Source organism: Rhodanobacter humi (assembly GCF_041107455.1).
Classification (GTDB): domain Bacteria; phylum Pseudomonadota; class Gammaproteobacteria; order Xanthomonadales; family Rhodanobacteraceae; genus Rhodanobacter_A.
Map to the genome: position 1 here is coordinate 2,390,097 of NZ_JBGBPY010000001.1, position 25,013 is coordinate 2,415,109.

25 protein-coding genes are annotated in these 25,013 nt (G+C 69.4%); 19 read left to right on the plus strand and 6 right to left on the minus strand.

Annotated features, from left to right (window positions below; translation table 11 throughout):
• Nucleotides 1–38: 38 nt before the first annotated feature.
• The 3 genes from AB7878_RS10380 to AB7878_RS10390 form a co-directional block, all read right to left on the minus strand.
• Nucleotides 39–353 carry an antibiotic biosynthesis monooxygenase family protein gene (locus AB7878_RS10380; protein WP_369494295.1) on the minus strand — a complete coding sequence of 105 codons (315 nt, stop codon included), beginning with the start codon at nt 351–353 and terminating at the stop codon, nt 39–41.
• Between the two features lie 34 nt (nt 354–387).
• Nucleotides 388–753, minus strand: a complete 366-nt coding sequence (locus AB7878_RS10385) for a cupin domain-containing protein (RefSeq protein ID WP_369494296.1) — start codon at nt 751–753, stop codon at nt 388–390.
• Between the two features lie 66 nt (nt 754–819).
• Complete coding sequence (locus AB7878_RS10390) at nt 820–1,029, minus strand: hypothetical protein (RefSeq protein ID WP_369494297.1); 210 nt, start codon at nt 1,027–1,029, stop codon at nt 820–822.
• A gap of 103 nt (nt 1,030–1,132) precedes the next feature.
• On the opposite strand from AB7878_RS10390, the gene AB7878_RS10395 reads away from it, so the two are divergent.
• From AB7878_RS10395 to AB7878_RS10415, 5 genes are all read left to right on the plus strand, one after another.
• Entirely contained in the window at nt 1,133–2,053 is a 921-nt protein-coding gene (locus AB7878_RS10395; protein ID WP_369494298.1) for a LysR substrate-binding domain-containing protein, read from the plus strand.
• Between the two features lie 84 nt (nt 2,054–2,137).
• Nucleotides 2,138–2,800 carry an NYN domain-containing protein gene (locus AB7878_RS10400; protein ID WP_077481380.1) on the plus strand — a complete coding sequence of 221 codons (663 nt, stop codon included), beginning with the start codon at nt 2,138–2,140 and terminating at the stop codon, nt 2,798–2,800.
• Nucleotides 2,801–2,860: 60 nt separating this feature from the next.
• Nucleotides 2,861–3,736, plus strand: coding sequence for a class I SAM-dependent methyltransferase (locus AB7878_RS10405; RefSeq protein ID WP_439653785.1), 876 nt, complete (start codon nt 2,861–2,863; stop codon nt 3,734–3,736).
• 18 nt (nt 3,737–3,754) lie between these two features.
• A complete protein-coding gene (locus AB7878_RS10410) occupies nt 3,755–4,288 on the plus strand; it encodes a pseudouridine synthase (protein WP_369494299.1) in 534 nt (177 codons plus the stop codon).
• Nucleotides 4,289–4,398: 110 nt separating this feature from the next.
• On the plus strand, nt 4,399–5,145 hold the full coding sequence (locus tag AB7878_RS10415) for a class I SAM-dependent methyltransferase (protein WP_369494300.1): 747 nt from the start codon (nt 4,399–4,401) through the stop codon (nt 5,143–5,145).
• Here AB7878_RS10415 and AB7878_RS10420 read toward each other — a convergent pair.
• Nucleotides 5,142–5,939 carry a TatD family hydrolase gene (locus AB7878_RS10420; RefSeq protein WP_369494301.1) on the minus strand — a complete coding sequence of 266 codons (798 nt, stop codon included), beginning with the start codon at nt 5,937–5,939 and terminating at the stop codon, nt 5,142–5,144. The genes AB7878_RS10415 and AB7878_RS10420 overlap by 4 nt on opposite strands.
• A gap of 456 nt (nt 5,940–6,395) precedes the next feature.
• Between AB7878_RS10420 and AB7878_RS10425 the strand changes: the two genes are divergently transcribed.
• From AB7878_RS10425 to hrpB, 14 genes are all read left to right on the plus strand, one after another.
• The gene (locus tag AB7878_RS10425; RefSeq protein ID WP_369494302.1) at nt 6,396–6,845 is read left to right on the plus strand and encodes a post-PEP-CTERM-1 domain-containing protein; all 450 of its coding nucleotides are present in this window, start codon (nt 6,396–6,398) and stop codon (nt 6,843–6,845) included.
• Entirely contained in the window at nt 6,842–8,527 is a 1,686-nt protein-coding gene (locus AB7878_RS10430; RefSeq protein ID WP_369494303.1) for a PA domain-containing protein, read from the plus strand. Before AB7878_RS10425 ends, AB7878_RS10430 begins: the two co-directional genes overlap by 4 nt.
• A gap of 227 nt (nt 8,528–8,754) precedes the next feature.
• Nucleotides 8,755–10,482 (plus strand): type II secretion system ATPase GspE, encoded by a 1,728-nt coding sequence (gspE, locus tag AB7878_RS10435; RefSeq protein ID WP_369494304.1) that lies wholly within the window; start codon nt 8,755–8,757, stop codon nt 10,480–10,482.
• A gap of 186 nt (nt 10,483–10,668) precedes the next feature.
• Complete coding sequence (gene gspF / locus AB7878_RS10440; RefSeq protein WP_369494305.1) at nt 10,669–11,886, plus strand: type II secretion system inner membrane protein GspF; 1,218 nt, start codon at nt 10,669–10,671, stop codon at nt 11,884–11,886.
• Nucleotides 11,887–11,994: 108 nt separating this feature from the next.
• The gene (gspG, locus tag AB7878_RS10445; RefSeq protein ID WP_369495755.1) at nt 11,995–12,423 is read left to right on the plus strand and encodes a type II secretion system major pseudopilin GspG; all 429 of its coding nucleotides are present in this window, start codon (nt 11,995–11,997) and stop codon (nt 12,421–12,423) included.
• A gap of 94 nt (nt 12,424–12,517) precedes the next feature.
• Nucleotides 12,518–12,937 (plus strand): GspH/FimT family pseudopilin, encoded by a 420-nt coding sequence (locus AB7878_RS10450; RefSeq protein ID WP_439653786.1) that lies wholly within the window; start codon nt 12,518–12,520, stop codon nt 12,935–12,937.
• The gene (locus AB7878_RS10455; protein WP_369494307.1) at nt 12,934–13,344 is read left to right on the plus strand and encodes a prepilin-type N-terminal cleavage/methylation domain-containing protein; all 411 of its coding nucleotides are present in this window, start codon (nt 12,934–12,936) and stop codon (nt 13,342–13,344) included. The genes AB7878_RS10450 and AB7878_RS10455 overlap by 4 nt, the downstream gene beginning before the upstream one ends.
• Before the next feature lie 959 nt (nt 13,345–14,303).
• Nucleotides 14,304–14,942 (plus strand): hypothetical protein, encoded by a 639-nt coding sequence (locus AB7878_RS10460; protein ID WP_439653787.1) that lies wholly within the window; start codon nt 14,304–14,306, stop codon nt 14,940–14,942.
• Nucleotides 14,939–15,796 carry a type II secretion system minor pseudopilin gene (locus tag AB7878_RS10465; RefSeq protein WP_369494308.1) on the plus strand — a complete coding sequence of 286 codons (858 nt, stop codon included), beginning with the start codon at nt 14,939–14,941 and terminating at the stop codon, nt 15,794–15,796. The genes AB7878_RS10460 and AB7878_RS10465 overlap by 4 nt, the downstream gene beginning before the upstream one ends.
• Nucleotides 15,793–16,956, plus strand: a complete 1,164-nt coding sequence (locus AB7878_RS10470) for a PilN domain-containing protein (RefSeq protein ID WP_369494309.1) — start codon at nt 15,793–15,795, stop codon at nt 16,954–16,956. The genes AB7878_RS10465 and AB7878_RS10470 overlap by 4 nt, the downstream gene beginning before the upstream one ends.
• Nucleotides 16,953–17,621 (plus strand): type II secretion system protein GspM, encoded by a 669-nt coding sequence (gene gspM, locus AB7878_RS10475; RefSeq protein WP_369494310.1) that lies wholly within the window; start codon nt 16,953–16,955, stop codon nt 17,619–17,621. The genes AB7878_RS10470 and gspM overlap by 4 nt, the downstream gene beginning before the upstream one ends.
• Entirely contained in the window at nt 17,618–18,334 is a 717-nt protein-coding gene (locus AB7878_RS10480) for a hypothetical protein (RefSeq protein ID WP_369494311.1), read from the plus strand. Before gspM ends, AB7878_RS10480 begins: the two co-directional genes overlap by 4 nt.
• A gap of 3 nt (nt 18,335–18,337) precedes the next feature.
• The gene (gene gspD, locus AB7878_RS10485; protein ID WP_369494312.1) at nt 18,338–20,761 is read left to right on the plus strand and encodes a type II secretion system secretin GspD; all 2,424 of its coding nucleotides are present in this window, start codon (nt 18,338–18,340) and stop codon (nt 20,759–20,761) included.
• Between the two features lie 36 nt (nt 20,762–20,797).
• Nucleotides 20,798–23,395, plus strand: coding sequence for an ATP-dependent helicase HrpB (gene hrpB / locus AB7878_RS10490; RefSeq protein ID WP_369494313.1), 2,598 nt, complete (start codon nt 20,798–20,800; stop codon nt 23,393–23,395).
• Nucleotides 23,396–23,605: 210 nt separating this feature from the next.
• On the opposite strand, the gene AB7878_RS10495 is transcribed toward hrpB, so the two are convergent.
• Nucleotides 23,606–24,322, minus strand: coding sequence for an SIMPL domain-containing protein (locus AB7878_RS10495; RefSeq protein WP_369494314.1), 717 nt, complete (start codon nt 24,320–24,322; stop codon nt 23,606–23,608).
• A gap of 52 nt (nt 24,323–24,374) precedes the next feature.
• The gene (locus tag AB7878_RS10500) at nt 24,375–25,007 is read right to left on the minus strand and encodes a flavin reductase family protein (RefSeq protein WP_369494315.1); all 633 of its coding nucleotides are present in this window, start codon (nt 25,005–25,007) and stop codon (nt 24,375–24,377) included.
• Nucleotides 25,008–25,013: the final 6 nt, after the last annotated feature.

The following is a 25,013-nucleotide window of genomic DNA, read 5'->3' on the forward strand; positions in this document are numbered from 1 at the left end:
TGGTGCCGATGCGGCCGGACGGCACCACGAGCGCCGACTCAGCCGGAACTTTCGAAAGCACTCACGACGTAGTGCCGGACCTGCGGTTCGAATTCCAGCAGATAGTCCCGGTCCTCGGGGTAGTACTTGGCCGTGAGCAACGCGTCTCCGGCGAAGGCACGTATGCTCTCCTCCGAATCCCAGTGCGTCACGGTCATGAAGTGCGTGACCTCGGCCTCGTCGCGCCGAAGCACGGCGACCGAGCGGTTGCCGGAAACGGAACGGTAGTCCGGAATGGCGCGCTGCTCAAGGAAGCGCGCGTAGGCATCGGCCTTGGCGCGTGGCGTGATGCCGTGCCAGATGCGGCAGATCATCGGGTTCTCCCGTGCCGGGTCAATCAGGGTACGCCTAGACCCAGACGTCGTTGCGGGCCGTCCGCTCGCTGGCCGCGTCCCCGGTGTTGACGACACCGCGCGGCTCGACCAGCAACACCTTGGCCTCGCCGTCGGCAAACGGCTTGTGCTCGACGCCCTTCGGCACCACGAACATCTCGCCCGCGGCGAGCTCCACGGCGCCGTCGCGGAAGTCGATGCGCAACCGGCCTTCGAGGACGATGAAGACTTCGTCGGTGTCCGCGTGGGCATGCCAGACGAAGTCGCCCGCCAGCCGCACGAGCTTGAACTGGTAGTCGTTCATTTCGGCGACCACTCTGGGTTGCCATGGCTCGGCGAAGAGGGCGAGCTTCTGCTGGAAGTTGATGGCCTGGCGGTTCACGGGCGCACTCCGTTCATGGGCGACCCCGACCGGGCATGCCGATGCGGGCATGCCCGGTCGGCCAGCTCAGGGCGAGTTGATGGGAAACAGCCGGCGGGCACCGCCGGCCGTGGCGCGCCACGAGTTGCGGCGTTCGGCGGCGTCCGGCGCAGTCAGTTGACGGAACGCGCCACGCAGGGTCAGCGGGCGCCGGTCCGCGCGGTCCAGCTCGCGGACGAGTTCGGGGGAATGCACATGGCCGTGCTGCAGCAGCAGGCCGACGAAGGGCGAGCGCATGGTGAATTCCTTGCAAGTGGGGGTGGGGACGAGTGCAAGGTAAGGCGTGGCGCCGCGCCGAAAAAGCGATATCTTCGCAAGCCTGCCTTGAGGGAAATTCAAGATGACGCGGCTCTCGCTGGACCTGCTGCAGCAGTTCGTGCTGGTCGCCCGCCACGGCAAGCTGTCGCGCGCCGCCGAGCAGGCCAATCTCACCGTGAGCGCGCTCAGCCACCAGATGCGCCAGCTGGAGGAGCGGCTGGGCCGGCGCCTGTTCGAGCGCGGCCCGCGCGGGGTCAGCCTCACCGTGGAAGGCTGCCGGCTGTTCGAGGCGGTGGGCGAGCATTTCGACGGCATCGAGCATGCGCTGCTGCGCTACCGCGACCACCGCCATGACGCGCTCACCCTGAGCGCCAGCCCCGGCATCATGTCGAGCTGGCTGATGCCGCGCCTGCCGCGGATGGTGGCGGCGCATCCGGATCTGGAGCTCAACCTGCAGTCCACCTCGACACTGGTGGATTTCGAGCGCGAGCCGGTGGACTGCGCGCTGCGCTACGGTCGCGGCGACTGGCCGGGCCTGCATTGCGAGCGGCTGTTCGGCGAGTGGTTGGCTCCGGTGGCGGCGCCGGCGCTGGTGGCGCGGATGGGGGGCGCCAGCCCCGACGACCTCAGCGACTGGCCGCTGCTGGGCGACCCGAATCCGGCCGACCGCTGGCGCGACTGGTTCCAGCGCTTCGGCGGGACCTTGCCCGCGCGCCGGGTGGCGAACTTCGACAGCACCGACGCGGCGCGGCATGCGGCGCTGGAAGGCCTCGGCGTGGGGCTGGGTCGCATGGTGACCTCGAAATCGCTGATCGACGCCGGCCTGCTGGTGGTGCTTGGCAGCCACTACCTGCCGGTGCCGGAGTCGTATTGGCTGGTCTACCCGCCGCGCTCGCAGGAGCATCGCGGCCTGCAGATCTTCCGCGAGTGGCTGCTGACCGAGGCGGACGACTACTGCCGGCGGCTGCCCACGAAGCCGCATGAGGCCGTGCTGGAAGGTTGACGCGCCGCGCATCGCCTAGAATCGTCGCGGCCGGCCAGTATGGGTCGCAAGCATCCGACTTTGCCATACCCATGAGGATTCCCTATGCAACGCACCGCCATCCTCGTCGACGGCGCCTTCTTCCTCGCCCGCTACCGCAAGGTGTGGGGCGAGCGCGACGCGAACGACGCACGCACCGTGGCCAAGACCGTGTTCGGCATGGCGCTGGAACACCTGAAGGCGCTGGATCGCCCGCGCGAATCGCTGTACCGCATCTTCTTCTACGACTGCCCGCCGCTGGACAAGACCTTCGCGCGCCCGGTGAGCGGCGACAGCGTGGACTTCGGTCGCAGCGGCGCCGCTGCGTTCCGCCGCGAACTGCATGAGCAGCTGCGCCGCCAGCGCAAGATGGCGCTGCGGCTGGGCCGGCTCGCCGAGCGCGGCGAGTGGAAGCTCAAGTACCAGGCCATGCAGCAACTGCGCGACGGCAGCCTGAAATGGGACGACCTGCGCGACGAGCACTACGAGCCGGACATGCGCCAGACCCAGGTGGACATGAAGATCGGCATCGACATCGCCGCGCTGGCCTACAAGCACCTGGTGGACCAGATCGTGCTGGTGGCCGGCGACGCGGATTTCATTCCCGCCGCGAAGCTGGCGCGCCGCGAAGGCATCGACTTCATCCTCGACCCGATGTGGCAGGGCATCGCCTCGGACCTGCATGAACACATCGACGGCCTGCAATCGGTGTGTCCGCGACCGTTCTGACGCGCGCCTGATGCGCCTGTACCCTTCTCCATTCTTGGCATGCATGCACGAGGAGTCACCATGAAACGTTCGCAGCTCCGTGGAATAGGCATCGCACTGATGGTTTTCGGCGCAGCGGCAGGCGCGCAGCAGGCGATGAAGCATCCACCCGCCGGCGCGGCGGTGGTATCGAGCAGCGCCAGCAGCATCGATGCCGCGCTGGCGGGCGGCTGGCGCTCGCCGGCGAACCGTGCGCGCGACGTCTACCGTCACCCCAAGGCCACGCTGCAATTCTTCGGCGTCCAGCCGAACCAGACGGTGGTCGAAATCAACCCGTCCGCCGGCTGGTACAGCGAGGTGCTTGCGCCGCTGCTGCGTGACCACGGCCACTACATCGCCGCCGAGCCCGTGCCGGCGAGCGGTGACGAAGCCAAACGCGACGACAGCAAGCTGCGCAAGAAATTCGCGGCCGATCCGGTCGACTACGGCAAGGCCCGCATCGTCGAGTTCGATCCCAAGGCGCCGGTGTTCGGTCCGCCCGGCTCGGCCGACCGCGTGCTGACTTTCCGCAATGTGCACAACTGGACCGAGGCCGGCACCGCGCCGGCGATGTTCAAGGCGTTCTTCGCCGTGCTCCGCCCCGGCGGCGTGCTCGGCGTGACCGACCACCGCGCCGCGCCGGGGGCCAGCCTGGCCGCCGTGGAATCCGGCGGCTACCTGCCCACGGACTACGTGATCAAGCTCGCCACCGACGCCGGCTTCAGGCTCGCCGGCCAGAGCGAGATCAACGCCAACCCCAAGGACACCAGGGACCATCCGAAGGGCGTGTGGACCTTGCCGCCCACGCTGACCCTGGGCGACAAGGACCGGGCGAAGTACCTGGCGATCGGCGAATCGGACCGCATGACACTGCGCTTCGTGAAGCCGGTGGAAGCCGCTGCCGCGCCAGCACACTGAACACCGCGTGCGCCGGCCATGCTCATCGCGCTGAACAAGCCCTACGGCGTGCTCTGCCAGTTCACCGACGGGCGCGGCCGGCCCACGCTGGCCGACTATGTGAAACAGAAGGGCGTCTACGCGGCGGGCCGGCTGGACCACGACAGCGAAGGCCTGCTGCTGCTCACCGACGACGGCCGGCTGCAGCAGCGGCTGGCCGACCCGCGCCACAAGCAGCCCAAGACCTACCTGGTGCAGGTGGACGGCGCGATCGACGATGCGGCGCTCGCCGCGCTGCGCCGTGGCGTGGTGCTGAACGACGGCCCCACCTTGCCGGCGCCCGTCGAGCATGCCGTGGAGCCGGACTGGTTGTGGCCGCGCGACCCGCCGGTGCGCTTCCGCAAGGCGATCCCCACCAGCTGGCTCACGCTCACCTTGCGCGAGGGACGCAACCGCCAGGTGCGGCGGATGACGGCAGCGGTGGGCTTCCCCACGCTGCGGCTGATCCGCGTGCGCATCGGCGAGCACGCGCTGGATGGCTTGGTGCCGGGCGAAACGCGCGTGATCGTTTGAAGAGTGCGGCCGTGGATGGCCGCCCGTTTGATCCTTGCGATCAGGGATGATCGCAAAAGTCATGCGTTGAGACGCGATAATCGCGGCACCCGTCCCCACGGAGTCCGCGCATGGAATTCAAGGATCACTTCTCCGGCCACGCCGCGCTGTACCGCGACGCGCGCCCGTTGCCGCCCGCCGACTGGTTCGACTGGCTGGCGCAGCAGGCACCCGACCGCGCGCTGGCCTGGGATGCCGGCTGCGGCAACGGCCAGGCCAGCCTCGGCCTCGCCGCGCATTTCGGGCGCGTGGTCGCCACCGATCCCAGCGCCACTCAGATCGCGCAGGCCGCGGCGCATCCGCGCATCGACTACCGCGTGGAGCCGGCCGAACGCAGCACGCTTGCCGCGGGCAGCGCGAACCTGGTCGGCGTGTCCCAGGCGCTGCACTGGTTCGACCTCGACGCCTTCCATGCCGAGGTGCGCCGCGTGGCGAAACCCGGCGCGCTGCTGGCGATCTCCGCCTACGGCAACTGCAGCGTGAGCCGCGGGGTCGATGCGGTCGAACGGCGCCTCTACGCCGACACGCTGGGCCCGGACTGGCCGCCCGAACGCGCGCTGGTGGATGCCGGCTACCGCGACCTGCCGTTCCCGTTCGCGCCGGTGGAAGCGCCCAGTTTCATGATGCGCGCGGACTGGAACCTCGCGCAGTTCCTCGCTTACCTGCGCTCGTGGTCGGCCACCCAGCGATACGCGAAACGCACCGGCAGCGATGCAGTGCATGCGGCAATGCCGGAACTGGCTGCAGCATGGGGTGACCCTGAGCAGATGCGCGCCGTGCGCTGGCCGTTCTTCACCCGCGTGGGACGCGTGGACTAACCCTGCTTCGGCAGGCCGAAGAACGCAGCGGCCGTGGCCGTGCTGTTCGCCGCGGTGACCTCCGCCGGCTCGCCGCGGTCGCGCGCGATCTCCGCGCAGATGTGCCTGAGATACATCGGTTCGTTGCGCCGGTGCGAGGGTAGCGGGCGCACGGTGCGCGGCAACAGATAGGGCGCATCGGTCTCGATCATCAGGCGGTCGGCGGGAATCTCGCGCACCAGCTCGCGCAGGTGGCTGCCGCGGCGCTCGTCGCAGATCCAGCCGGTGATGCCGATATGGCAGTCCAGCGCGAGGTAGTCGGCGAGCGCTTCGCGGCTGTCGGTGAAGCAGTGCACCACCGCGGCCGGCACCTTGTCGCGCCAGCGCCGGAGCAGGGCGACGAAATCCGCGTGCGCGTCGCGCTGATGCAGGAACAGCGGCTTGCCCAGCTCGGCCGCGATGGCCAGCTGCCGCTCGAACACCGCCAGTTGCACGTCGCGCGGCGAGTAGTTGCGGTTGTAGTCCAGCCCGGTCTCGCCCACCGCGCGTACCGCAGGATCCTGCGCAAACACGCGCAGCCGCGCGTCGGTGGCGTCGTCGTAGTCCACCGCGTGGTGCGGATGCACGCCGGCCGTGGCCCACAGCACGCCGGGATGCGCATGCGCCAGCGCCAGCGCGTGTTCGCTGCCCTCGCGCGAGGCGCCGGTGACGACCATCCGATCCACGCCATGTTCCCGCGCACGCTGCAGCACGGCGTCGAAGTCGTGGCGGAAGGATTCGTGGCCGAGGTTGGCGCCGATGTCGATCAGAGACATGGGATTTCCCGAAAAAACCATCGGGCATTCTGGCAGAACTGCCGACTGCGCCGTCGGCTCGCCGGCATCCGCGGAGCGACCGGACACGTCGTCGCGCTGCAGGGCAGCAACCGTCGTCGGGCGGCGTGTCGACGGACGATCGGCGCCGATTTCGACTACCCGTCTCGCTTCATACGGCGCGTGGCAACCGGCTGCCGGCGCCGGGTTTGCCTGCGGCCAGCGTCTTTGCCCGCGGCGCAGCAAACACCGGGAAAGATTTGCGTTGACCCGTCGTAAAACCTTGCGATAGGTTCGCCAGCAGGCGTCAAGTTTTTGACGTCGTTGTCGATCGGGACGGGGGGAATGCGCGCGGGCGATCGACGTCGTGCCGAAACGCCATGACGACGCACACCACAAGCACGCGCGACTAATTGCGTACCTCGAACGAGGCGCGGGCATCATCAACGGGAGAGTTGCATGGACACGAAACGGGCAATGCGCAATTCAGGCCTGGCGATAGCCGGGCTTTTCATGGCCGCGGCAGTCAGCGCGGCCGAGCCGCAAACGGCCACGCAAGACACGTCGGTGACTGTGCAGGGGGTGCAGGTGGCCATCGATCCGGCCACCGGGCAATTGGTGGCGCCCACCGCTGAGCAGCGCGCGGCCTTGTCTCGCGCCATGCTCGAACAATCCGCCTCCGCACCGGCGGCGCGTGGCGCGCGACGCGCGGATGCAACTCCGCGTAATGAAGCGGAGGCGCAGCAAACCTTGCGCACGATTCGTCTGCAGAGCGGTGGCCAGGCGCTGGGCATGGAGGTTCCCGAGTCGCTGATGAGCAGCCTGGTGGCCGAGCGTCGTGCCGATGGCAGCTTGAACATCCATCACCAGGGTGAAAGCCCGCAGGCCACGGCGGAGGTGACCCAATGATCCGCCACAACATGTTGTTCCGCGCCTTGTTGGGCGTCGGCTTGCTGGGCATGGCAGGCTATGTTTCCGCTGCCGAGATCAAGGTCGCCAACCAAGACGTGGGCACCGGCCAAGGCCTGGATGACCCGACGCCGGCCAGCCCGGTTGGCGGCAACCCAGGCACCACCCGCGGCGAACAGGCACGCATCGTGTTCCAGTTCGCCGCCGACCTGTGGGGTGCGGTGCTGCAGAGCGAGGTGCCGGTCACCGTCAGTGCCAGCTTCGCCAAGCTCAGTTGTACGGCAACCGCTGGCACGCTCGGCTCGGCCGGTGCCACTTACATCTTCGGTTTCGAAGACCCGGCGCCGGCCGGTGCGCTGTCCAACACCTGGTATCACTCGGCGTTGTTCGACGCTCTGGCTGGTGAGGATGCGGCGCCCGGCGCGGCGGACATCCGGGCGCGTTTCAACGGTGCGCTGGGCTCCACGGGTTGCCTTGAAGGCGCGTCGTGGTACTTCGGCCTCGACGGCAAGCAGCCGGTCGGCTCGATCGACTTCCTCAACGTGGTGCTGCACGAGATGGCGCACGGCCTGGGTTTCTCCGGCTTCGGCAGCCTCACCACCGGTCAGCCACTGTCCGGCTTGCCGGATATTTACAGCACCTTCGTTTTCGACAACAGCCGGCAGAAGGGCTGGTATGCGATGACACCTGCCGAGCGCGTTGCCTCGGCGGTGAATGACGGGCATCTGGTCTTCACCGGCGCCAACGTGAAAGCGGAGGCGCCGCTGTGGCTGACGCCGCCCTTGATGTTGCGCATCAGCGCGCCGGCGCCGGCCGCGGGCGACTATGCGATCAACCAGGCCGCATTTGGTCCGACAGCAACCTCCGGCAACTTCCGCGGCGGCATTGTCGCGGCGGTGACCGGCGCCAATGCGGAAGGCTGCACGCCATTCGACAACGCCGCGGCCGTGGCCGGCCATCTGGCGCTGGTCGTGCGTGGCACCTGTGCCTTTACCGACAAGGTGGAAAACGCGCAGAACGCCGGCGCCACCGGCGTGATCATCGCCAACAACCAGCCCGGCACGATCGTGCCCGGCGGCACTCCGGTCAATCCGGTCAATATCCCGGTGGTTTCGGTGAGCCAGGTCGACGGCAACACGCTGCGCGCCAATCCCGGCGGGCTTGCCGGTGGCTTGGCGCTGGGCTCGTCACTGGCCGGCGCCGACGCTGCGGGCAACGTGCAGTTGTATGCACCGAGCGAGTTGGCCCAGGGCTCGTCGTTCTCGCACTACGACACCCGGCTGACGCCGAACGCCTTGATGGAGTACGCGATCAGCTCGGATCTGATCAGCCAGCTCACCCTCGACCTTACCCCCGCGCTGTTCAAGGATGAGGGGTGGAAGCTCAACGAGGGCAATCAACAACTGTTGCGCTGCGACACCGGCATTCCCACCTTCATGCCTGGTGGGCCGATCATCGGTGCCAACGTCGTGGCCAATGCCAAGCTGCTGGCGGGAGCTGCCGCTTCGCTGGGTGAATACCGCACGGCCGTCCACAATTACGCCAATGAACTGGCCGTAAACGGGCTGCTCACCAAGCACCAGGCGACACGCCTGGACGCCTGCCTGAATCCGGCCAAGACACGCGATCAGTTCAACGCCTGGGGCCTCGGTGCGGGACATTCCGCCAGCGGCAAGAACTAACATCCACCAGGCGCAGCATTGAAGTAGACCCCAGGGATCCCGCCAGTTTGGCGGGATCCTTTTCTTCGCTGGTCGGAATTGCCATGAACCTGCGGTCATGGCGCCGTCGCCAGTGCCGGCGCCGACGGGCGCCGGTTTTGTGTGGGTCGGCGGATGTGTTACGAATGGCGCCTGGTCGATGGGTGTTGGAGGGCGTCGGCAGTGGCTTGATCGAAGCGGGGTGGACGATGTCTGCGGTGGTGGGGTCGGCGGCGCAGTCGGCGCAGGTAGAGGATCGCGAGGCTCAGGTGTGCGCGCTGCTGGTCGCGCGTGGGCAGCTGAAAGACAGCGATCTCGGCCGCGCGCGGCACTTGCACGAGGAAGCGGGCGACAGCACGCTGTCGACCTTGCTCGGTCGTCTGGGTCTGGTGTCCGAGCGTAGCCTGGCCGAGGCTTGGGCCACCTTGCTTGGCGTGCCGTTGCTGGCCGCGCGTGATGCACCGGAGTCGCCACCGGCGGACGTGGAGTTGTCGCTGCGCTTTCTCAAACAGCAACACGTGGTGCCGGTGAGCGACGGCGAACACGGGCTGGCGCTGCTGATGGCCGATCCGGCCGACCCGTATCCGCTGCAGGCGGTGACGCTGGCGGCGGGGCGTCCGGTGGCGCTGCGCATCGGCCTGCGCTCGGAGATCGACGACCTGATCGAGCGCTATTACGGCTCGGGTCGTTCCGCGATGGGCACCATCGTGGAGAACATCGACGGCGGCGCCAGCGAAGTGGACGACGTGGAGCACCTGCGCGACCTCGCCAGCGAGGCGCCGGTGATCCGGCTGGTGAACCTGATCCTGCAGCGCGCAGTGGAACAGCGCGCATCGGACGTGCACATCGAGCCGTTCGAGAACCGGCTCAAGGTGCGCTACCGCATCGACGGCGTGCTGCACGAGGTGGAGGCGCCGCCGGCATCGAGCACCGCGGCGGTGATCTCGCGCGTGAAGATCATGGCCAAGCTCAACATCGCCGAACGCCGCCTGCCGCAGGACGGCCGCATCCAGCTGCGCGTGCAAGGCAAGGAGCTGGACCTGCGCGTCTCCACCGTACCCACCAGCTTCGGCGAGTCGGTGGTGATGCGCATCCTCGACCGCGAGTCGGTGGTGTTCGACTTCGCCTCGCTGGGTTTCACCGACAATTTCCAGTCGCGCTTCGTCGAAGTGCTGGAGCGCCCGCACGGCATCCTGCTGGTCACCGGCCCCACCGGCTCGGGCAAGACCACCACGCTGTACACCGCGCTGTCGAAGATCAACACGCCGGACGTGAAGATCATCACGGTCGAAGATCCGGTCGAATACCAGATCGAGGGCATCAACCAGATCCAGGTGAAACCGCAGATCGGGCTGGATTTCGCCGGCGCGCTGCGCTCCATCGTGCGCCAGGATCCGGACGTCATCATGATCGGCGAGATGCGCGACCTGGAGACCTGCCGCATCGCGATCCAGTCCGCGCTCACCGGCCATCTCGTGCTCTCGACCCTGCATACCAACAGCGCGGCCGGCGGGATCACCCGCCTGCTCGACATGGGCGTGGAGGACTACCTGCTCGGCTCCACCGTCAACGGCATCCTCGCCCAGCGCCTGGTGCGCCGGCTCGATCCGGCGACCGCGGTGCCCTACGAACCCTCGCCCGAGGTGATTGCGCAGTTCGAATTGGAGAAATACACGGGCGGCAAACCGATCCGCCTGTGGAAGCCGGGCAGCAGCGCGGCGAATCCCAGCGGTTACCGCGGCCGCCAGGCGATCATGGAGTTCCTGGTGATGAGCGATCCGCTGCGTCGCCTGGTGATGCAGAAGGCCGACGCCGGCGAGATCGAGAAGCAGGCGCGCGCCGAAGGCATGCGCACCATGTACGAGGACGGCATCGCCAAGTCGCTCGCCGGCGTCACCACGCTGGAGGAGGTGCTGCGTGTCACGCAGGAGGGCTGATGCGCTCTTTCCCTTCTCCCTCCGGGAGAAGGGGCCCGCAGGGCGGATGAGGGTACGGGCGAAGCGTGGCGTTGCGTCATGTCCGAACCCTCACCCCAATCCTCTTCCTCGCTCCTCGAAGCAAGGCCATCCGTGGCCCTTCTCCGCGTCCAGCGGGAGAAGGGTTCAAGCGTGCAGTTCGACGCCATGAGCCAGTTCCAATACAAGGCTGTCAGCGAAGCCGGCGAAGTCCTGCAAGGCCAGATGGAAGCCGCCAGCGTCGAAGAAGTGGTGGCGCGGTTGCAGGACCAGGGCCACACGCCGTTGGAGGCGCAGCCGGCCGATGCGATGGGCGGCGGTTCGGGGCTGGCGGCGCTGCTCAAACGCGGGCCGTTCACCGGCGACCAGCTGGCGCAGTTCACCCACCAGCTCGCCACCCTGCTCGGCGCGGGCCAGCCGCTGGATCGCGCGCTGGGCATCCTGCTCGACCTGCCCGAGGGCGAGCGCGCGAAGAAGCTGATCGAGCGCGTGCGCGACCGCGTGCGTGGCGGCATGCCGCTGTCGCAGGCGCTGGACGAGGAACACGGCGTGTTCCCCAAGCTCTACATCGCGCTGGTGCGCGCGGGCGAGGCGGGCGGCTCGCTGGAGGAGACGCTGCGCCGGCTCGCCGATTACCTCGAGCGCTCGCAGCAGCTGCGCGGCAGCATCATCAATTCGCTGATCTACCCGGCCTTCCTGCTGGTGGGCGTGCTGGGCTCGCTGGTGCTGCTGTTGGCCTACGTGGTGCCGCAGTTCGTGCCGATCTTCGAGGACATGCAGGTGCCGCTGCCGTGGATCACGGAGGCGGTGCTGGCGCTGGGCCAGACGCTGCAGTCGTGGTGGTGGCTGATCCTGCTGCTGCTGATCGGCGGCGCGTTCTTCTTCCGCATGCGCCTGCGCGAGCCGGCCACGCGGCTGGCCTGGGATGCGCGCGTGCTGCGACTGCGCGTGGTGGGGCCGTTGCTGCTCAAGGTGCAGACCGCACGCATCGCCCGCACGCTCGGCACGCTGCTGAAGAATGGCGTGCCGCTGCTCGGCGCACTCGCCATCGCGCGCCAGGTCACCGCGAACCGCGCGCTGGACGAGGCGCTGGCGCAGGCGCACGAGCAGGTGAAGGAAGGCTCCGGACTCGGCTTCGCGCTGGGCCAGTCGAAGCTGTTCCCGCGCCTCGCGCTGCAGATGGTGCAGGTGGGCGAGGAGGCCGGCGAACTGGACGGCATGCTGCTCAAGGTGGCCGACACCTTCGAGCTGGAAAGCCGTCGCAGCATCGACCGCCTGCTCGCCGCGCTGGTGCCCGCGCTCACCGTGGTGATGACCGTGCTGGTGGGTTTCATCATGGCGGCGATCCTGCTGCCGCTTTTGAGTCTGACAAGCAATATTCAGTAATCAGGGAGTGTCGTAATGCCTGTAGCGATGAGTATCGGAAACCGGTCGCCGGAAACAGTCGGCGCGAATGGCTTGCAAAAACCTGCCGACTCCAAGAGCCCATTCCCGATTTCCTGTCGCGGCTATCGCCGCGACAGGAGGGGCGCGAGCGGCTTCACCCTGCTCGAAATGCTCGCGGTGATCGTGCTGATCGGCGTCATCGGCGCGGTGGTGGTGACCCAGGTCGGCAAGAACATGGACAAGGGCAAGTACGGCGCGGGCAAGGCCCAACTGGTGACCCTGAGCCAGAAGATCGAGAACTACGCGCTGGACAACGGCAGCCCGCCGCCGCAGCTGGAGGATCTGGTCAGCAAGCCCGCGAACGCGCCGAACTGGCAAGGCCCGTATGCGAAGGAATCCGAACTGAAGGATCCCTGGGGCCATGCCTTCGGCTACAAGGCGCCCGGCGACCACGGCAGCTTCGACCTGATCTTCTTCGGCCGCGACGGCAAGCCCGGTGGCGACGGCTACGACAAGGACGTGGGCAACTGGCAATAAATCCATGCGCCTTGCCTCGCCATGCGTGCCCCGATTCCTTGCCACACAGGCGAGGGGGGCGTGGCGACGCGGGCGCGGCTTCACCCTGCTCGAAATGCTGGTGGTAATCCTGCTGATCGGCATCGCGGCGGCGGCGGTCGCGGTGTCGGTGACCCAGGGGCTGGCCAGCGCGCGCATCAATGCGGCCAGCGGCGAGATCGCCGCGGCGCTGCGCGCCACCCGCGCGCAGGCGATCGTGCAAGGCAAGGAACAGCATTTCGACGTGAATGTCCGCAGCGACACGTACAGCGATGCGAAGCGGAAGGACGTGCGCCTGCCCAAGGGCCTGAAACTCTCCGTCACCAGTGCGCTGGAAGATCGCCCGGACCAGCACACCGGGCGCATCCGTTTCTTCCCCGACGGCAGTTCCACCGGCGGCCACATCACCTTGGCCAGCGGCCGCCGCCAGTGGCGCATCAACGTGTCGTGGCTCACCGGACAGGTCGCGGTGGTGGACCAGGTGGTGGCGCGATGAAGCACCAGCACGGCTTCTCACTGCTCGAAGTGATCGCCGCGATGCTGCTGCTGGCGATCGCGTTCGCCGCGCTGATGAAGGTGGCCGGCGGCGCGATCGCGCTGTCGCGCAACGCGGCGGCGCACGACGAGGCGGCGCTGTGGGCGCGCAGCCTGCTCGACAGCGCTTTTGTCACGGAGCCGGTGGCGCCGGGCAGCCGCAGTGGCCGCTTCAATGATCGCTATCGCTGGACGCTCGACGTCACGCCGTGGCAAGTGCCCGGCACGCCGCCCGGCGGCGGCGGCGCGCTGCAGCTGTACCGGCTGGATCTGGCGGTGCAGTGGGGCAGCGCCGCGCATCCGCAAACGGCGCACTTCGACACGCTGCGGCTGGGCCAGCCGCAGGCGCCGGCGGGTGGTGCGCCATGAACACGCATCGCGGTTGCCCGATTTGCGCGAGGTTCGAGGCGGTATCGGACACCTGTCGGTATCCGACTCCCTTCACCTACTTGCGGGATGCGACTCCTCCCTCTCCCCCAACAGCTTCATCGTTGGGAGAGAGGGTTGGGGTGAGGGGGGCTTTTGCTTCTGCCTGTTGGCAAGTTTCAAAGCAGTTTCGTGCGCCTACCGGCGCCCGAGTTACTTCTCCTTTGCTTGTCCAAAGGAGAAGTAACCAAGAGGAAACGACACCCCGATGGCGCGCCCTGCGCCCATCCATGGGCTCCGGGTACGCGGGCGGGTTCCGGGGTTTTCCGACGGCACCTCCGTGTGCCGGCGGAAAACTGGCTCGCATCCCTGCGAGCCATCCTGCGGACTTTCCTTCACCCGCCCGCCGCGCCATAGGGGCCCCGGGTAGAGCAGCGCGCTCCTGCGTGCAGAAGCAACGGCACCCCACCCCAGCCCTCCCCTGCATGCAGGGGAGGGAGCTACAGCCAGCAAGCTCGCGACGCTTCGCTTTTGCCTTTGCTCGTGCTCTTGCTTCTGGCGCGCACGATGCGCGCCTGCTCTTCCGGGCCCCCTCGGCGGCGGTGAGCCGTGGACGAGAAGGCCGTGCAGCGGGCGTTGCCATGGAGGGCAACGCCTTTTCGCGCGGGCAGGAGCCCGCTCGAAAAGCCCGGCCACGGCTCACGGACTTTCCGTGCATGGATGCACGGAAAGCGCCGCCGCGGGGTGTCGTTTCCTCTTGGTTACTTCTCCTTTGGACAAGCAAAGGAGAAGTAACTCGGGTGCCGACAGGCGTCCGAAACCGCTTTGAAACTTGCGAGAGCGTAGAAGCCCCCCTCACCCCAACCCTCTCCCCCAACGGACAAACTGTTGGGGGAGAGGGAGCGCATGCAGTCCGATACCGCGGGCGCGCAAACCGCGCCGCCGGCTTCACTCTGCTCGAAGTGCTGGGCGCACTGGCCCTGCTGGCGCTGCTGCTGGTGGGCGTGTACGGCGGCGTGCGCAGCGCGATCCACGGCGTGCGTTCCGGCAGCGCGGCGATCGCGCGAGTGGATCAGATCGGTTCGGCCCAGCGCTTCCTGCGCGGCGAGCTGGCGCAGGCACTGGCGCAGCCGATCGCGCGCACCGACAACGGCCGGCCGATCTACTTCGCGGGCAGCGCGCACGAGATGCGCTACGTGGCGCCGCTGCCGGGCTACCTCGGCAAGCTGGGCCCGCAACTGCAGGTGCTGAAGCTGGTCGACGACGGCAAGGGCGGCCAGCGGCTGGAACTGCAGCTGGCGCTGCTGCCGCCGGACGGCCAGCCGCCGAAGCCGCTGGGCGAACCGCAGGTGCTGCTCGACCACATCAAGGAGGGCGGCTTCAGCTATCGCGGCCGCGATGCGCAGAACCGCGAGCTGCCATGGAGCGCGGACTGGGCCGACGGCAGCGGCCTGCCCCAGCTGGTGCGCATCCGGCTGCAGCCGCACGGCGGCTACGGCTGGCCCGAGCTGGACGTGCCACTGCGGGTCGATCCCGCGGCCACGGTCGGCCGCATCGGCCTGCTGCCCGGCAGCGTGCTGCCGCCGGGAGGTGCGCGATGAAGCGCTCGCGGCAACATGGCGTGGCCCTGCTGCTGGTGCTGTGGGCCTGCACCCTGCTGGCGATCCTGCTCGGCGGCTATGCCGTGCTGGCGCGCACCGCGGCGCTGCAGACGCGCTACCAGTTCGCGCAGACACGCGCCCATTACGCCGCCGAAGCGGGGCTGATGCGCGCGATCTACAGCCTGCAGGACCCGGACGCGAAGCGGCGCTGGGCCGGCGACGGCCGCGTCTATCCGTTCCAGTTCGACGGCGTCGGGGTGCAGGTGACGATGACCGACGAGGGTGGCAAGGTCGATCTCAACGCTGCCTCGCCCGAGGTGTTGCAGGCGCTGTTCCGTGCCGCGGGACTGGACGCGGCGGCGGCCGGCAAGCTCGCCGCCAACGTGGTGGATTGGCGCAGCTTCGTCACCGTGCCGGGGCAGGCCGATCGCGCCCGCGCCGCCTACACCGCGGCAGGGCGGGACTACGGTCCGCGCCACGGTCCGTTCGCCAGCCTGGAGGAATTGCAGCAGGTGCTGGGCATGACGCCAGCGCTGTACCGGATGCTGGAACCGGCGATCACGATCTGGTCCGGGCGCGCCATGCCGGACCCGAACACCGCGCCGCCGCTGGCGCTGGCGGCGATCCCGGGGCTCGATCCGCAGCAGCTGCAGGCAGTGCAAGCCGCACGGCAGCGTAACGCCGGTGCCGGCATGCCACCCATCGGCAATGGAATCACGCATAGTATCCGTTCGCAGGCCGAGCTGGCCGACGGGACGCGCGCGGTGATCCGCGCCACGGTCCGCCTCCAGCCCGGCGGGATGGGCACGCAGCCGTACACGGTGCTGCGCTGGCAGGAGGGTGACGGGGAATGAGTGCTGCAACGCCATCGTCGCGGGCGCTGCTGGATCGCCTGCGCCAAGGCTGGCGCAGCTCGCCGCTGCCGGGCTTCTTCGCCTGGTGGGGCGGCGAGTTGGGCACGCTGTTGCCGCCGCGCTGGCGCGCCGCGCTGGCCGACGGTGCCGGTTGGCACCTGCTGCAACAGGTCGACGGCGACTGGCGGCTGCGCCGCGTCGGCCAGGCCGAGCCGCTGGCGCGCTGGAGCGACGAGCTCGACCCGGTCGCGCAACAGGCTGCCCTCGCCGTCGCCTGGCAGGGCACGGACCCCGAGGATCGCCGGCTGGCCCTGCTGCTGCCCGCGCACGCGGTGCTGCGTCGCGTGCTGCAGCTGCCCGTGGCCGCGCGCGGCAAGCTGCACCAGGTGGCGGGCTACGAGATGGATCGGCAGACCCCGTTCGGCGCCGCCCAGGTGTATTACGCCGTGCGCGAGCTGGCGCGGCCGGTCGTGGCCGGCCGCTGCGCGGTGGAGCTGCTGGTGGTGCGACGTGACATGCTGGATCCGCTGCTGGCCCGGTTGCGCACGCTCGGCATCACGGTCGACGCGGTGGACCTGGCGCACGATGCCGGCCGGCTCGGCGTCGACCTGCTGCCGCCGGACCAGGCCTCGCATCGCACGCGGCCGCGGCGGCGCCTGAACCTGATGCTTGCGGCCGCCTGCGTGCTGCTGCTGCTGCTGGCGATGGGCGGCTGGCTGCACAACCGCGAGAGCGCGCTGGCGCAGATGCAGGCGCAGGTGGAGGCGATGCGCGGCGAGGCGCAGCAGGTGGCCGGCCTGCGCAAGCAGCTGCAGGACGATGCCGGCGCGGCCGGTTTCCTCGCGCAGCGCAAGGCACGGCGCGCTACCGTGCTCGGCGTGCTGCTCGACCTCACCAAGCGGCTGCCGTCCAGCGCGTGGCTGGAGCGCTTCAGCCTCGACGACAACGGCCAGATCGGCTTCCAGGGCCAGAGCCCGCAGGCGGCGAAGCTGCTCGACCTGCTCAAGGGCTCGCCGCTGATCGACAACGCGAACTTCCAGGGCAGCATCCAGTCCGATCCGTCCACCGGCAAGGAACGCTTCTACATGGTGGCGCAGCTGCACAAGCCGGCGCCGGAGCGCGCCGCTCCCCAGCCGGCCGCCGCCGGGAGCACGCCATGAACAGGCTCTCAAAGCTCTCGCCGCGCGACAGCCGCATCGCGGCGCTCGGCCTGCTGCTGCTGGCGCTGCTGCTCGGCTACTTCCTGCTGCTGCACTGGTGGTTCGTGGCGCCGTTGCGCGACATCGCCGCACAGATGGACGACTTGCGCGACACCCAGAGCCGTTACGCCGCGGCGATCGCCGAGCAGCCGCAGCTGCGCCAGCGCATCGCCGCGCTGGGCGCCGGCCAGGCCGCCAGCAGCGCGTTCCTGCCCGAGGACGATCCGAACACCGCCGCCGCCGACCTGATGCAGCGCGTGGTGGACGCGGTGGGCGCGCACACCGAGGGCGGCAGCTGCACGGTGACGCAGAAGATGCCGGTGCCCAACCCGCAAGTGACCTCCGGCGAGCCGTACCGCAAGGCGGCGGTGAGCATCAACCTCAGTTGCGACATCGAGCCGCTGGTGGGCGTGCTGCAGGCGCTGGAGCAGGGCACGCCGTACCTGTTCGTGGACAACCTCAACGTCTACCGCAACCCGGTGGTGGCGCGGCAGGGCAGCGGACCGTCGCTGGAAGTGCAGTTCACCTTGTCCGGCTATGTGCGCCCCGGTGGCGCCGCGCCCGCGGCGGCGGCCTCGGCGCCCGTGCCCGATGACGCCGCGGATGAAGCGGGAGCGACGCCATGAACGCCGCCAGCCAACGCCGGCTGACCCCGGTCCTGGTGATCCTCGCGCTGCTGCTGGGCGCGCTGTGGCTGGCGTTGCTGGCCGGCTTGGGCCGCGGCGTGCATTGGGACGCGCCGCGCGCCGCCGCGCCGCCGCCCGCGTCCGGCAAGCATGCCGGCCTGCCGACGCCGCAGCCGCTGGCGGAGTTCGCGCCGGTGTGGCAGCAGTCGCTGTTCAGCCCCGACCGCAAGCCCGAAGCGCACGCCGCCAGCGGCGGCAGCAGCCTGGGCGACCTGGCGCTGACCGGCATCATCCTCACCCCGCAGCTGCACATGGCGCTGCTGCACGACAAGAACGGCAACAAGGAGCTGCGCCTGCGCGAAGGGCAGTCGCTGCCCGACGGCAGCCTGAGCCTGGTCGAGGTGAAGCCGCGCTCGGTGATCCTCGATTCCGCGCAGGGCCGCACCGAACTGAAGCTGCCCGCCGGCGCGCCGATCGACGCTGCGAAGGCGGTGCCCGCGATGGCCGCGGAGCCTGCGGCCGCGCCGCAGGGCGATGCCGAGGCCTCCGGTGCCGCCACTGCGCAGCCGGTCGTACCGCTGGGTCAAGGCGCTTCGCGCCAGGCCCCCCCGCAATACAGCCAGCAGCAACTCGACCGCCTGCGCAAACTCAAGGCCGCGATCCTGCAGCGCCGCGCCGCCAGCCAGGCCGCGAACCACGAAGGAGCACACTGATCCATGTCCCGCCAGCACACCCTCGCGCGTTCGCGGCCGCTTGCCCGCCTTCGATCCGGCCTGCCGTGCGTCGTCGCGCTGGCGGCGCTGGCCCTGCTGGCCGGTTGCGCCAACCTGCCGCCACAGCCCGACGACGCCTCGCTGCAGCGCGAGGCGATGGCCGGCACCCGTGCGCCGGTGCCGGCGCCGCTGCCGCTGAACAACGGCCAGACCACCACCACGAACGCCGCGGTGCTGCCGCAGATCAGCCGCGGCAGCGGCCAGTTCGTACGGCCCACCGCGCTGGCCACGCCGCGCCCGGCGGTGTCCGGGGCGAACGGCGTCACCTTCAACTTCGAGAACCAGCCGGTGCAGGCGGTGGTGAAGGCGATCCTCGGCGACCTGCTGAAGAAGAACTACACCATCGTGCCCGGCGTGCAGGGCAACATCTCGTTCTCCACCGCCGAGCCGGTGGACGCCAGCCAGGCGCTGCCGATCCTGGAGACCCTGTTGTCGTGGACCAACAACGCGCTGGTCGAGCGCAACGGCAGCTACGTGGTGCTGCCGGCGAAGGAGGCGGTGGGTGGCAACCTGGTGCCCAGCCTGCGCGCGACGGCGCCCGCCGGCGGCCTGCAGGCGCGGCTGTTCCCGCTGCACTACATCGCCGCCAGCGAGATGCAGAAGCTGATCAAGCCGTTCGCGCGGCCCGACGCCGTGCTGCTGGTCGATCCCGCGCGCAACGTGATCGTGATGTCCGGCACCCCGGAGGAGCTGGCGAACTACCAGCGCACCGTGCAGACCTTCGACGTGGACTGGCTGCGCGGCATGTCGGTGGGCGTGTTCAACCTGCAGCACGCCGACGTGGAACAGCTGATGCCCAAGCTGGACGAGATGTTCGGCTCCAAGGGCGACACCCCGCTGGCCGGCATGCTGCGCTTCATCCCGATCAAGCGCACGAACGCGCTGGTGGTGATCAGCACCCAGCCGAACTACGTGGACGAGGTGGGCAGCTGGATCGCCCGCATCGACCAGGGCGGCGGCAACCAGCCGCAGCTCTACGTGTACGACGTGCGCAACATCAAGGCCTCCGACCTCGCCAAATACCTGGCGCAGATCTACGCCAGCGGCGGCAGCGGTGGCGGATCCGGTGGCGAAGTCGGTCCCGGCCTCAGTTCCGGCACGCTGGGCAGCGCCGAGAACGCGCGCGGTTCGGCCAGCGGCATGGGCAGCACCGCCGGCAGCTTCGGCAGCAGCAACACCACGGGCGGCGGCCTGGGCGGCCTCGGTGGTGGCAACGGCATCGGCGGCATCGGTAACGGCGGCAGCAACGGCTACGGCAACAACGGCGGCAACGGCACGGGCGGCCTGCAGGGCGGCGCGGCGTCATCCACCAGCTTCGGTAATGCCAACGCGGCCAGCCAGGACCAGCAATACGTCTCGCAGGACGGCAGTATCCGCATCGGCTCGGTGGACGCGAACAACCAGTTGCTGGTGCGCGCGCGGCCCTCGCAGTGGGCCGAGATCGAGGCGGCGATCAAGCGACTGGACACCATCCCGCTGCAGGTGCAGATCGAGACGCGCATCCTCGAGGTGAACCTCACCGGCCAGTTCCAGTTCGGCGTGCAGTGGTACCTGCAAGGCCTCTCCGGCAGCACCGGCAGCACGGCCGATGGCAGCTTCAAGCCCGGTCAGCCCGGCAACCCCCGCCAGATCGCGCTGGGTGGTGGCGGCAACGCCTACGGCGGCGAACCGCTTTTCTACTCCTTCCTCAACAGCAAGATGCAGGTGGCGGTGCGCGCGATGGAGGACAGCGGCAACACCAAGACGCTGTCCGCGCCCTCGCTGGTGGTGATGAACAACCAGCCGGCGATGATCCAGGTGGGCAACAACGTGCCGGTGAACCAGAGCTACATCACGCCTGGCCTGGGTACCGGCGGCACCACCATCGGCACGCTGGGCCAGGTGCAGTACCTCACCACCGGCGTGATCCTCAAGGTGGTGCCGCGGGTGAACCCCGGCGGCCTGGTCTACCTCGACGTCAGCCAGGAAGTGAGCAGCCCCACCACCCAGGACAAGAACGGCAACTACACCATCGCCGACCGCAGCATGCAGACCCAGGTGGCGGTGCAGAGCGGCCAGACCGTGCTGCTCGGCGGCCTGATCCAGCAGAACGAGAGCACCGACGACAACGGCGTGCCCGGCCTCAACCGCATCCCGTTCCTCGGTCGCCTGTTCGGCACCACCAACCGCAAGCGCGACCGCACCGAGCTGATCGTGCTGATCACCCCGCGGGTGATCCGCAGCAGCGAGGAAGCGCGCCAGATCACCGACGACTACCAGCACGGCTTCGAATCGCTGAAGCCGTTGCAGGCCGCGCCGGCAGCGAACATGGCAACGCCGGCAGTGGCACCGGCGGGTGGAGCGCAGACGGCGCCGCTGCAGCATTGAGGGGCGGCCTCATGGCAGCCGGTATCATGGCTGCGCATGAGTCCCGCCGTTCCCAGCTTCCCGATCACCCCGCTGCTGCCCGAGATCCGCGCGTCGCTCGAAGCGACGCCGCGGCTGGTGCTGGAGGCGCCGCCTGGTGCGGGCAAGACCACCCAGGTGCCGCTGGCCTTGCTCGATGCGCCGTGGCTGGATGGCCGGAAGATCGTGATGCTGGAACCGCGCCGCATCGCCGCGCGCGCTGCCGCGCAGTTCATGGCACGGCAGTTGGGCGAGGAGGTGGGGCAGACGGTGGGCTATCGCATCCGCTTCGAGTCGCGGGTGGGCGCGACCACCCGCGTCGAAGTGGTCACCGAAGGCATCCTCACACGGCTGATCCAGGACGATCCCGAGCTGACCGGCATAGGCGCGATCCTGTTCGACGAATTCCACGAGCGGCATCTCGCCGGCGATCTCGGTGCCGCGTTGGCGCTGGACGTGCAGGCCACGCTGCGGCCCGAGCTGCGCCTGGTGGTGATGTCCGCCACGCTGGACGGCGAGCGCATCGCGCGCTGGCTGGATGCACCGCGCATCACCAGTCCCGGCCGCAGTTTTCCGGTGCGCATCGAGCACCCGTCCGCTCGCGCGCAGGAGAGCATCGAGCACCAGCTCGCGCGTGTGGCGAAGCAGGCGCTGGCGGAGAGCGACGGCGACGTGCTGGTCTTCCTGCCGGGGCGGCGCGAGATCGCGCGGGCGCAGGCGGTGCTGGAAGAAACCCTCTCCCTTCGGGAGAGGGTGGCCGAAGGCCGGGAGAGGGTACGGGCGGAGCGTGTTGTCCAAACTTCGCCGAACCCTCACCCTCGATCCCTCTCCCAGAGGGAGAGGGAAGAAAAAATCGAGATCGTGCCGCTGCACGGCGAACTCTCGCTCGCCGAACAACAGCATGCGTTGGCGCCGGCCGAGCCGGGCACGCGTCGCATCGTGTTGGCGACCAACGTGGCCGAATCCAGCGTCACCCTGCCGGGCATCCGCGCGGTGATCGATGCCGGCCTCGCGCGCGAGCCGCGCTTCGATCCGAACTCCGGCTTCACCCGGCTGGAAACTGTCGCCATCTCGCAGGCTTCGGCCGATCAGCGCGCGGGCCGCGCAGGGCGCGTGGCGGAGGGCACGGCGTATCGGCTGTGGCCACAGAGCAAGCGGCTGGAAGCCGCGCGTACGGCGGAGATCGCGCAGGTGGAACTCTCCGGTCTTGCGCTGGAACTCGCAGCCTGGGGCAGCAACGCGCTGCCGTGGCTGGACGCGCCGCCACCCGGCGCGCTGGCACAGGGGCGCGAACTGTTGATGAATCTCGGCGCGCTGGATGCGGACGGCCGCATCACCGCGCTGGGCCGGCGCATGCTGGCGCTGGGCGCCACGCCACGTCTCGGCGCCGCCGCGTTGCGCGCGTCGGAGCCATTGCGCCCACTGATCGCCGATCTGCTCGCGCTGATGGAGGCGCGCTCGCCGCTGCGCGGCGAGCAGGGCCGCAGCGACGACTTCCGCATGCGCGTGGCCGCGCTGCATGCCTGGCGCGACCGCCGCGGCCACGGCGCCGATGGCGGTGCGCTGGCGGCGATCGAGCAGGCCAGCAAGGGCTGGCGTCGGCGCCTGGACGTGCGCAGCGCCGCCAGCGGCACGCCCGACAGCCACGCGGTGGGCGACCTTCTGCTGCACGCCTTCCCCGACCGCATCGCGCGCCGCGACGAAGCAAACCCGTTGCGCTACACGCTGGCGAATGGCCGAGGCGCACGCCTGCACGACAACACCGCGCTTTTGGGCGAGCCGTGGCTGGTGGCGCTGGATCTGCGTTTCGAGGCGCGCGACAGCCTGATCCTCGCCGCCGCACCGTTCGATCCGCGCGTGCTGGAACGCGACTACCCGCAGCGTTTCGTGCGCGAGCGCGTGCTGCGCTGGAACGAAGCGCGCGACGCGGTGGAAGCGTTCGAGGAACGCCGCTATGCCGCGATCGTGCTGGAACGCCGCAGCGTGCCGGTGCAGCCGGAAGACGCGCTGCCCGCGCTCCTCGCCGCGATCCGCAGCAAGGGGTTGGACGCGCTGCCGTGGAGCGAACACGCGCGTCGCCTGCGCCTGCGCATCCGGGCCTTGCGCGGCTGGATGCCCGAGCTTGGGCTGCCCGATGTTTCCGACGCGCAACTCCTCGCCACGCTGGACGACTGGCTGGCGCCGTATCTCGCCGGCAAGCGCCGACTCGATGCGCTGGATGCGGAGGAGCTTTCGCAGGCGCTGTCGGCATTGCTCGACCACGCGCAGCGGCAAGCCCTGGACGCGCAGGCGCCGGATGCGCTGACCGTGCCCAGCGGCCAGACGCGCCGGCTGGAATACGCGCCCGATGCGCCGCCGGTGCTGGCGGTGAAGTTGCAGGAACTGTTCGGCCTCGCGGACACTCCCCGCGTGGGCGCCGGCCGCGTACCGGTGACCTTGCACCTGCTTTCGCCCGCGGGCCGGCCGATCCAGGTGACACAGGATCTGAAAGGCTTCTGGGAGCGCACCTATCCCGAAGTGAAGAAGGAATTGAAGGGGCGTTACCCGCGCCACCCCTGGCCCGACGATCCGTGGAGCGCCACGCCCACGCATCGCGCGAAGCCGCGGGGAAGCTGAGTACAGTAAAAGCGCCGTTCGCGCTGAGCGTAGCTTGCGTTAGCAAGCGCAGTCGAAGCGCCGCCGTGACAGCCCTTCGAGTTCCTCGCTCCTCAGAACGTGGCCATCCGTGGCCACTCCCCGCGTCGGCCCTTGGGGCCTGCGCTCAGGGCGAACGGTGGTGGGCTTCCGGGAATCGTGTGGATCAGGCTGCTTGCAGGGAAGGGGGACTCACTCCAGCCGATACTCCAGCGTCGCCACCACGCGCACGGTCTTGTTGATCTGCTTGTCCGCCTGCAGCATCGGCGCCTTGTCGCGCGGCAGAATCTCGAACACGCCCTGGCTGGCGCGCTGGATGCCGCCCAGCCGGCTGCCCGCGTCGCGCGCGAACTGCTCTGCCGCGTCGCGCGCGTTCTTCGTGGCCGCGGCGATCATCGCGGGCTTCAGCGCGTTGATGCCGTCGAACAGGTAGGTGGGGCCGCCGTTGTTGCCGGGGTTCTCGCCGCCCAGCACCACGCCCGCGTCGACCAGCGCGCCGCTGGCCTGGTAGGCGGCGGCCACCTTGTCCACGTCGGCGCTGCGCAGCATCACCGTGCGCACGATGATGTAGCGGCTGGGATACTTGCCGTCGCCCCAGGTCTGCGCGGCGCGGTCGGTGACTTCGAGGTTGCGGAACGCGATGGCTTCCGGCCCCAGTCCCTGCCTGGTGAGAAACGCGGTGACCGCGGTGTCGTCCTGCTGGATCGCCGCCTGCACGGTGGCGAGCTGGTCGCCCGCGCGCACGAAGCGCAGCTGCCACAGCGCAAGGTCGGCCTTGACGTCGCGCTCGGCCAGCCCCTTCACGGTGACGATGCGCGCGTTGCGCCCGGCCTCGAAACCGTGGCCGGTAAACCAGCCACCCAGCGCGAGGCCGATGGCGAGCAACAGGCTGCTGACGATCCACTTCATGGCGCGTCTCCGGCGTGGGCAATGCGCCGAGTCTGCCACGCCGCTGTGCGCGCTACACCTCGGCCTTGAACGTGCGGCCCAGCGCGGGCCCCACGCCGTAGTAATGGCGGAACACGTAGAACAGCGGCCGGTAGCGGCGCGGATCGATGTGCGAGCTGCCGGGCACCACGATGTCGGCGTGCGCATGCACCTGACACACCTCCAGCTCCAGCGTGACGTAGCCGCCAGCATCGCCGCGCCAGGCTTCCAACGGGCGCTCGACCGCCTCGAGCACGCGCGCCTCCAGTTGCAGCGGCGCCTCGGCGATGCGCGGCGCGCTCACCCGCAGGGAAGGCAGCGCATGCCAGCCGGCCAGCGCGAACTTGTCCGGCTCGTGGCGATAGCCGTGCTTCCACGCCGGCACCGGATCGCGGCCGCTGGTGGGCGCCAGCCGTTCCACCGCCTCGCGCATCGATTCGCTGGCGAGGTTGAGCACGCATTCGCGTTCGCGCAACAGATTCGCGAGGCCCTGACCGCCGCCGGCGAGGCCGATCGTCACGCGGTCGGCGAGCGCCCACGCTGAAGACATGGGGGTGATGTTGGCCGAGCCGTCCGGGTTGCGCGTGGCGATCAGCACGACGGGCGTGCCGAAGTAGAGGATGGAGGGACGGATCTGCAAGGTGTCGGGGGCGTAGTACATATCCATGCCGAC